Genomic DNA, 8,072 nt, shown 5'->3' with positions numbered 1-8,072 from the left:
GGCCCGAGGCCATCCGCGCCCGGCTCGCCGAACAGGTCGGCGCGCTGCTCGGCGCCGCCCCGCAGCTCGATCCCGACCGGCTGCACCAGGAGGCGGCGTTGCTGGCGACCCGCGCCGACGTGCGCGAGGAGCTGGACCGGCTCGTCGCCCATGTGGCGGCGGCGCGGTCGCTGATCGCGGAAGGCGGTCCGGTGGGCCGGCGGCTCGACTTCCTGGCGCAGGAGTTCGGGCGCGAATCCAACACGCTGTCGGCCAAGTCCAACGACCGCAGCCTCACCGCCATCGGGCTGGAGCTCAAAGCCGTGGTGGAGCAGTTCCGCGAGCAGGTTCAGAACGTGGAGTGATCGCCATGGCCCTTGAGACCGCCGCGGAGCCCCTCGCCGCGCAGCCGCGCCGCGGCGTTCTGCTGATCCTGTCCTCGCCCTCGGGCGCGGGCAAATCGACCCTGACCCGCGCGCTGCTCGACACCGACGACCAGATCACGCTGTCGATTTCCGCCACCACCCGCGCCAAGCGGCCGAGCGAGGCGGACGGCGTGCACTACCGCTTCCTGAAGCAGCGCGACTTCGACGTGATGCGCGACGCTGGCGAGCTGCTGGAGTTCGCGGAGGTGCACGGCAACTGCTACGGCACGCCGAAGGAGCCGGTGGAGCAGGCGTTGAGGGACGGCCGCGACGTGCTGTTCGACATCGACTGGCAGGGCACGCGGCAGGTGCGCGAGGCGATGCCGGAGGACGTGGTCACGGTGTTCATCCTGCCGCCGTCCGTGCCCGAGCTGAAGGCGCGGCTGGAGCGGCGGGCGGAGAACACGCCCGAGGACATCAGGCGCCGGCTGCGCAACGCCGCGATCGAGATCGAGCGCGGCTCGAATTACGAATACAGCGTGGTGAACGATGATTTCGAGCGCTGCCTGAACGAGGTGCGCGCCATCCTGCAGGCGGAGCGCCTGAAGCGCTGGCGCCAGCCGAGCCTCGACGCCAAGGCGGCGCGGCTCATCCAGGAGCTGTCGGCGGACTGAGCGCCGCCGCCGCCGGGCCCGCGCGAACGGGTCGGCGGCGGGCGCAAACCTTTAGCGCAGGGTTTCGGGCCGGGGCGCGGGGCGCGTCTCGGCGCCCTCGAGGCCGGCGGGCTTGCCCACCGCCACCACCAGCAGCGAGCCGTCGCCGAGCAGCTTCTCCGCCGCGGCTTTCACCTGATCGCGCGTCACCGCGGACACGAGATCGTTGCGGCGGGTGATGTAGTCGATGCCGAGATGGTCGAGCTGCAGCTGCACCAGCTGGTTCGCGACCTTGGACGAGGTGTCGAAGCGCAGGGCGTAGGAGCCGATCAGGTAGCGCTTGGCGCTGTCCAGCTCCTCCTGCGTCGGGCCGTCCTTGGCCATGCGGGCGAACTCGGCCCGGATCAGGTCGATCGACTGGCCGGCGCGGTCGTTGCGGGTGGCGACGCCCCCGAGCAGCAGACCGCCATGGTCGAACGGCTGCAGGTAGCTGTAGACCGAATAGGCGAGGCCGCGCTTCTCGCGCACCTCGTTGAACAGCCGCGACGAGAAGCTGCCGCCGCCGAGGATGTGGTTCACCACATAGGCCGGGATGAAGTCGTCGGCGTCCCGCAAGGGGCCGGGGCGGCCGAAGACGATCGAGGTCTGGGGCACGTCGAGCTCCACCACCTCGGCGCGGCCGGCGCCGGCGGGAGCGACGGTCGGGACCTCCGTCAGGCCGGCTTTGTCCGGCAGGCCCGCGAGCGCGCCGTCCACCAGACCCTTGAGGCGCTCGGGCGTGATGGCGCCCACGACGCCGATCACCACATTGTCCCGCGCCATCAGGCGCTTGTGGGCGGCGACCACGTCGTCGCGGGTGATGGCCGCGAGGCTCTGCACCGATCCGCGCGACGGCCGGCCATAGGGGTGGCCGGGGAAGGCGGCGGCGAAGAACGAGCGTCCGGCGAGGTCGTCCGGATCGAGCGCGTTGCGGCGGATCTGGGCCGACAGCTGGCTGCGCATGCGGTTGATCGCGTCGTCGTCGAAGCGGGGCTTCGCCATGGCGAGGCCGAGCAGCCGGAACGCCTCGTCGATGTTCTCCGGCAGGGTGCGCAGGCTCGCCGTCAGGCCGTCGCGGTTGGAGCTGAAGGACAGCTCGATCGCGGTCTCCTCCAGCCGCTGCTGGAAGGCGGATGCGCTCATCTCGCCCGCGCCCTCGTCGAACAGCGTCGACATCAGGCTGGCGAGCCCTTCCTTGCCGTCCGGGTCCTGGGCCGAGCCGCCCCGGAAGGCGATCTCCACCGCCACCACCGGCACGGCGTTCTCCTGCACCAGCCACGCCTCCACGCCGCCGGGGGTCGTGACGCGCTGGATGTCGGCGCCGCGGGCGGGGGCGGAGACGGCGAGGGCTGCGGCGGTGACCATGATGGCGGCGATCGTGTCCTTGGCGGCGGAGAAGGGGGAGCGGCGGAAAAGCGAAGCGATGCGGGCGATCACGGACGCGCCTCGGCGGCGGCCGGGGCGGCGTCGGGGGTCTTGGCGCTCAGAAGCTCGCCGGTGACGGAGCGGCGGGCGACCAGCACCGCGCGGGCGGCGTCGCGCACTTCGGTGGTGGTGATGGCGCGGATGCGGGCCGGCCACTCCTGCACGTCCTTGATGGCGCCGCCGGTGGCGAGCGAAGCGCCGTAGATGCGGGCGAGCGTGGCCTGGCTGTCCTGCGCATAGATGGTGTCGGCAATCAGCCGGGTCTTGGCGCGGGCGAGCTCGGCCTCGGACGGGCCTTCGGCGGCGAAGCGCGCCACCGTCTCGTCGAGCGCCGTCTCCACCTCCTTCAGCGCGGCGTCGCCGCGGGGGCTGGCGTAGACCGCGAAGCGGCCGTCGTCGAGCGCGTCGCCCTGGTACCAGGCGCCGGCGCTGGCCGCGACGCCCTTCTCCACCACCAGCGCCTGATAGACGCGGCTGGTGACGCCGCCGCCGAGAATCTGCGCCGCGAGATCGAGCGCATAGGCCTCGTGCGCCGAGGCGGTCTCGTAGGACGGCGCCAAAAACTGCTTCGACAGCGACGGCTGCGTCACCCGCGGGTCGGACAGCGTGACCCGACGCGCGGCGCGGGGCTCGGGCTCGGTCGGGCGCTGGCGCGGGCCGGCGTCGGCCCGGCGGGCGATTTTGCCGTAGGTCTCGTCGGCGAGGCGGCGCACCTCGTCGGCCTCCACGTCGCCGGCCACCACCAGGATGGCGTTGTTCGGCGTGTAGAACCGCTCGTAGAAGGCGATGGCGTCGGCGCGGGAGAGCTTCTCCATCTCGTGCTCCCAGCCAATGATCGGCGTGCCGTAGGGGTGGTTGACGAACAGAGACGCCGCCACCGCCTCGGCGAGCTGGGAGCCGGGATCGCCGTCGATGCGCGAGCGCCGCTCCTCGAGGATGACGTCGCGCTCCGGGTTCACCACCTCGTCGGTGAGCTGGAGGCCGGTCATGCGGTCGGCCTCGAAGCCCATGACGGTCTTCAGGTGCTCCTTGGCGACCCGCTGGAAATAGGCGGTGTAGTCGTAGGAGGTGAAGGCGTTCTCCTGGCCGCCCAGCTCCGCGACGGTCTTGGAGAACTGCCCGGCCGGGTGGTTCGCCGTGCCCTTGAACATCAGATGCTCGAGGAAATGCGCGATGCCGGACACGCCCTTCGGCTCGTCGGCGGAGCCCGCCTTGTACCAGACCATGTGCGTCACCACCGGGGTGCGATGGTCCGGGATCACCACCACTTCGAGCCCGTTCTCCAGCGTGAAGGACGCGATCTCGGGGCCCGCGGCGCGGGCGGGGTCGGCCTGGGCCGGGGAGGGGGTGAGCCCGGCGAGCGATCCGGCGAAGGTGGCGGCGGCCATGGTTGCGGCGAAACCTCCGAGCAAGCGTCTGAACATGAGACCTGCGAGTCTGGCGTGGGAATGCGAGGGCGCGACGGCGCCCGCGAACGTCCTCATATAGCCGTGCACGCCCCACGCTTCGAGCGCAAGGGCGCCTCACGAGCGGGTGAGGACGGTTACATCGCGGCAAGGTTCATTCGGGCGCCAGCAGCCGCGCGCCGGGACCCTCCGCCCCGAGCCGGTCGTTCGGGTTGCGCAAGGGGCAGACCGAGGCCGACAGGCAGCCGCAGCCGATGCAGCCGTCGAGATCGTCCCGGAGCCGCGTCAGCGTGGCGATCCGCGCGTCGAGATCGGCCCGCCAGCGGGCGGAGAGCGCGGCCCAGTCGGCGGCGCTCGGGGCGCGGGCGCCGTCCGGAAGCTCCGCCAGCGCGGCGCCGATGGCGACAAGCGGAAGGCCGAGCTTCTGCGCCACGCGGATCACCGCCACCCGCCGCAGCGTCTCCCGCGGGTAGCGGCGCTGGTTGCCGGCGTTGCGGCGGGAGAAGATCAGCCCCTTCGCCTCGTAGAAATGCAGCGCCGAGACCGCGACGCCGCTGCGGCGGGCGAGTTCGCCCACGGTGAGCTCGGGTTTCGGCCGTGGGGCGCGGGCGGTCATCGGAGGGCTTGACCTCAAGTAAGCTTGAGGTTTTATGCCTTCACGCTCCAGCGGACGCAAGCACGGAGCGCGCCATGAGAGTTCCCCTCCACATCGCCCTGATCTACGGCAGCGCGCGGCCCGGCCGGCTGTGCGACGCGGTCGGCGCCTGGACCGAGGCCGAAATCCACCGCGTCGGCGGCTTCACCACCGAGATCGTGGACCCGCGCGACGCGCTTCAGGACGAGGGCGCGCTGCGCGACGCGCTGGCGCGGGCCGACGGCTTCGTGGTGGTGACGCCGGAGTACAACCACTCCTTCGCCGCGCCGCTGAAGGCCGTGATCGACGCCGCCGACGTGGAGTGGGGCGCGAAGCCCGTGGGCTTCGTCTCCTATGGCGGGCTGTCCGGGGGCCTCCGGGCCGTGGAGCAGTTGCGCCTCGTGTTCGCGGAGCTGCATGTGGTCGGCGTCTCGGATAGCGTCGCCCTGCCGGACGCCTGGGACCGCTTCGACGGCGCCGGCCGGATGACGGAGCCGGAGCGGCCCCGCCGCGCCATGGGGCGCATGCTGACGCGCCTGCGCTGGTGGGGCGAGGCGCTGAAGGCCGCCCGCTCGGCGCAGGTCTTCACGGAGGCCGCGTGATGGCCGCCCTCGACCTCGACGCCTATGTCGCCCGCATCGGTTATGACGGGCCGCGCACGCCCACCCTCGCGGTCCTCACCGAGGTGCACCGCCGCCATCTGGCCGCGATCCCGTTCGAGGCCATCGAGGCCCGGCTCGGGCGCACGGTGGACGTCTCGCCGGAGGGCGTCGACGCCAAGCTGATCGGCGCTCGCCGCGGCGGCTACTGCTACGAGCAGAACGGGCTGCTGAAGCGGGCGCTCGAAGCGATTGGGTTCCGCGTCGACGCGCTGCTGGCGCGTGTGACGATGCACGGCGGGCCCGACGCGGCCCGGCCGGGGCGCACCCACATGACGCTCGCGGTGGACGCGGAGGGCGGCCGGTTCCTGACCGACGCGGGCTTCGGCGCGCTGGTTCCGGCGGCACCGCTGCGCCTCGACGACCGAGCGCCCCAGCGGACGCGGCTCGGGACCTTCCGCCTCGCGCCGGACGGACGGGAGATCGCGCTGTCGATCGGGCAGGGGGAGGGCTGGGCGCCGCTCTATTCGGTCTCGCTGGAGCCGCAGGCGCAGGCCGACATCGAGATCGCGAACTGGTTCACCTCGACCCATCCGCGCTCGTTCTTCCGCGGCGCCTTCGCGGTGGCGCGGGTGGCGGAGACCGAGCGCTACGCCCTGTTCGACGACCGCCTCACCGTGCGGCGGGCGAACGGGAGCGAGGAGCGCCGGACGCTGACGGCGCCCGGGATCGAGCGGGCGCTCGCCGATCTGTTCGCGCTGGAGCCGAGGCCGGAATGGCGGGCTTTGTTCGCCGAGCTCGCGGCTGCGGCATAAGTGTTCCGGGGATCGATCACGGCGCGCGGGGGAGCGCCGTGATCGGAACCGGAAGACGCTGTCGTCAGGCGGCGGCGGGCTTGCGGCCGCGCTTGGCGGGGGCCGGCGCGGGGGTCGCGGCCTTGCTGCGCTGCTGGCCGAGGCCGGCCTTCTTGGCGAGTTCGGAGCGGGCGGCGGCATAGTTCGGCGCCACCATGGGATAGTCGGCCGGAAGGCCCCACTTGGCGCGGTAATCGGCCGGCGTCATGTCGTAGGCGGTGCGCAGATGGCGCTTCAACGACTTGAACTTCTTGCCGTCTTCAAGACAGATGATGAAATCGGGGCCGACCGATTTCTTGATCGGCACAGCCGGAGTCAGCTCCACCACCGGCTCCTTCGCGGCGCCGGTCGCGGCGGACGTCAGAGCGCCATGGACGGTCTGGATCAGCGTCGGCAGATCGGCCGCTGCGACGGAATTGTTGCTCACATAGGCGCTGACCACATCGGCGGTCAGCGTCACGAAATCCGTCTCGTCGGTCATTTTGATTACGTCTCCTCTTAGGCTTCGAAAGAACTGATCCTGTTCGCGGTCTTTGGCAAGTCTAATCAGTAATCATTCGTAAACAAAATGAACGCCCACGACCTATTGGGCGGTTTTCGGGCAGCACAGCGGGCGCCCGCGATCGGCGCATAGGTCCCGCAGCGCCTCCTATGGGCGAAGCCGGGCGTAAAACTTGGTCGCCGCGCCTGTCTTTTTGGCTCGCGTCACGGCGGACAAATCGTCCATACTCGTGGCGTCCCAGCCCTGATCGTCGATTGTCCCGCAGGAGTACGCCGCATGCCGCATGAGACGCCGCTGATTTCGACGATCGTCGCGGGTTTCGTGCTTGCTTTCGTACTCGGCGCCATCGCCAACCGGTTCAAACTGCCGCCGCTGGTGGGCTATCTGGTGGCAGGCGTGCTGGTCGGCCCGCACACGCCGGGCTACGTGGCCGACCAGAAGCTCGCGCCGGAGCTGGCCGAGATCGGCGTCATCCTGCTGATGTTCGGCGTGGGTCTGCACTTCTCGCTCAAGGATCTGCTTTCGGTGCGCGGCGTCGCGGTGCCGGGCGCGGTGGCGCAGATGACCTTCGCCACGCTGCTCGGCTGGGCGCTGGGCGTCGGGCTCGGCTGGTCGCATGGCGGCGGCCTCGTCTTCGGCCTCGCGCTGTCGGTCGCCTCCACCGTGGTGCTGCTCAAGGCGCTGCAGGAGCGCCGGCTGGTGGAGAGCGAGCGCGGCCGCATCGCGGTGGGCTGGCTCATCGTCGAAGACCTCGCCATGGTGCTGGCGCTGGTGCTGATCCCGGCGGTGTCGAACATCGCGAGCGGCGACGGCGCCGCGGCCGCCGTCTATGGCGACCCCTTCGCGGCCCTGCTCGCCCGCGGCTTCGGCGTGGAGCTGAACATCTGGGGCATCATCGGGCTGACGCTCGCCAAGGTCGCGGCCTTCGTCGCCCTGATGCTGATCGTCGGCCGCCGCGTCATCCCCTGGGTGCTGCACCGGATCGCGCACACCGGCTCGCGGGAGCTGTTCCGGCTCGGCGTGCTCGCCATCGCGCTCGGCGTCGCCTTCGGCGCGGCCAAGCTGTTCGGCGTGTCGCTGGCGCTCGGCGCCTTCTTCGCCGGCATGATCCTGTCGGAAAGCGAGCTCAGCCACAGCGCCGCGCAGGAGAGCCTGCCGCTGCGCGACGCCTTCTCCGTGCTGTTCTTCGTGTCGGTCGGCATGCTGTTCGACCCGGCGATCCTGGTGCGCGACCCGCTGCCGGTGCTCGCCACCTTCGCCATCATTGTGGTGGGCAAGTCGATCGCGGCCTTCCTGATCGTGATCGCCTTCCGGCGCACCACAGGCACGGCGCTCACCATTTCAGCCAGCCTCGCCCAGATCGGCGAGTTCTCCTTCATCCTGGCGGAGCTCGGCGTCGGGCTGAACCTGCTGCCGGAGGAGGGGCGCGACCTCATCCTCGCCGGCGCGCTGATGTCGATCGTGTTCAACCCGATCATGTTCATGCTGATGGACCGGCTGAAGCCGCGGCTGGAGGGCCGGATCGGCCGCGCCTCGCCGAAGCCCGCCGTCGCCGCCGCCGCGAAGCCCGCCGCCAAGGAGGCCCCGAAGCCCGCCGCTGTGGAGGCGGAGCCCGC

At 71.2% G+C, this 8,072-nt stretch carries 9 protein-coding genes; 5 read left to right on the top strand and 4 right to left on the bottom strand.

All coding sequences use genetic code 11. The features are described 5' to 3' along the window. Both ACFQ4O_RS12815 and gmk read left to right on the top strand, forming a co-directional pair. The coding region (locus tag ACFQ4O_RS12815; RefSeq protein WP_378776084.1) for an endoribonuclease YicC domain-containing protein at positions 1-344 on the top strand (344 nt) is incomplete at its 5' end. Positions 345-349: 5 nt separating this feature from the next. After that, positions 350-1,018: a guanylate kinase gene (gene gmk, locus ACFQ4O_RS12810; protein ID WP_378776083.1), complete on the top strand. Its 669-nt coding sequence runs from the start codon at positions 350-352 to the stop codon at positions 1,016-1,018. A gap of 51 nt (positions 1,019-1,069) precedes the next feature. On the opposite strand, the gene ACFQ4O_RS12805 is transcribed toward gmk, so the two are convergent. The 3 genes from ACFQ4O_RS12805 to soxR all read right to left on the bottom strand — a co-directional run bounded on the left by ACFQ4O_RS12805 (position 1,070) and on the right by soxR (position 4,483). Further along, positions 1,070-2,401 (bottom strand): M16 family metallopeptidase, encoded by a 1,332-nt coding sequence (locus ACFQ4O_RS12805; protein ID WP_378776085.1) that lies wholly within the window; start codon positions 2,399-2,401, stop codon positions 1,070-1,072. A gap of 68 nt (positions 2,402-2,469) precedes the next feature. Then, entirely contained in the window at positions 2,470-3,849 is a 1,380-nt protein-coding gene (locus ACFQ4O_RS12800; protein ID WP_378776082.1) for a M16 family metallopeptidase, read from the bottom strand. Between the two features lie 172 nt (positions 3,850-4,021). Continuing rightward, a complete protein-coding gene (gene soxR, locus ACFQ4O_RS12795) occupies positions 4,022-4,483 on the bottom strand; it encodes a redox-sensitive transcriptional activator SoxR (RefSeq protein WP_378776081.1) in 462 nt (153 codons plus the stop codon). 74 nt (positions 4,484-4,557) lie between these two features. Here soxR and ACFQ4O_RS12790 point away from each other — a divergent pair, with 74 nt between their 5' ends. Continuing rightward, entirely contained in the window at positions 4,558-5,103 is a 546-nt protein-coding gene (locus tag ACFQ4O_RS12790; RefSeq protein WP_378776080.1) for an NADPH-dependent FMN reductase, read from the top strand. Then, positions 5,103-5,915: an arylamine N-acetyltransferase family protein gene (locus ACFQ4O_RS12785; RefSeq protein WP_378776079.1), complete on the top strand. Its 813-nt coding sequence runs from the start codon at positions 5,103-5,105 to the stop codon at positions 5,913-5,915. The genes ACFQ4O_RS12790 and ACFQ4O_RS12785 overlap by 1 nt, the downstream gene beginning before the upstream one ends. A gap of 64 nt (positions 5,916-5,979) precedes the next feature. Here ACFQ4O_RS12785 and ACFQ4O_RS12780 read toward each other — a convergent pair whose 3' ends face one another. Beyond that, on the bottom strand, positions 5,980-6,435 hold the full coding sequence (locus ACFQ4O_RS12780) for a MucR family transcriptional regulator (RefSeq protein ID WP_378776078.1): 456 nt from the start codon (positions 6,433-6,435) through the stop codon (positions 5,980-5,982). A 297-nt stretch (positions 6,436-6,732) separates the two neighbouring features. Between ACFQ4O_RS12780 and ACFQ4O_RS12775 the strand changes: the two genes are divergently transcribed. After that, positions 6,733-8,072, top strand: a 1,340-nt coding sequence (locus ACFQ4O_RS12775; RefSeq protein WP_378776077.1) for a cation:proton antiporter domain-containing protein, incomplete at its 3' end; no start/stop codon positions are given.

The sequence above is a fragment of the Methylopila musalis genome, from assembly GCF_042679725.1.
Taxonomy (GTDB): Bacteria; Pseudomonadota; Alphaproteobacteria; order Rhizobiales; family Methylopilaceae; genus Methylopila; species Methylopila musalis.
The sequence above is the reverse complement of the archived record's forward strand: the minus strand, read 5'-3'. Positions and strand labels throughout refer to the sequence as shown.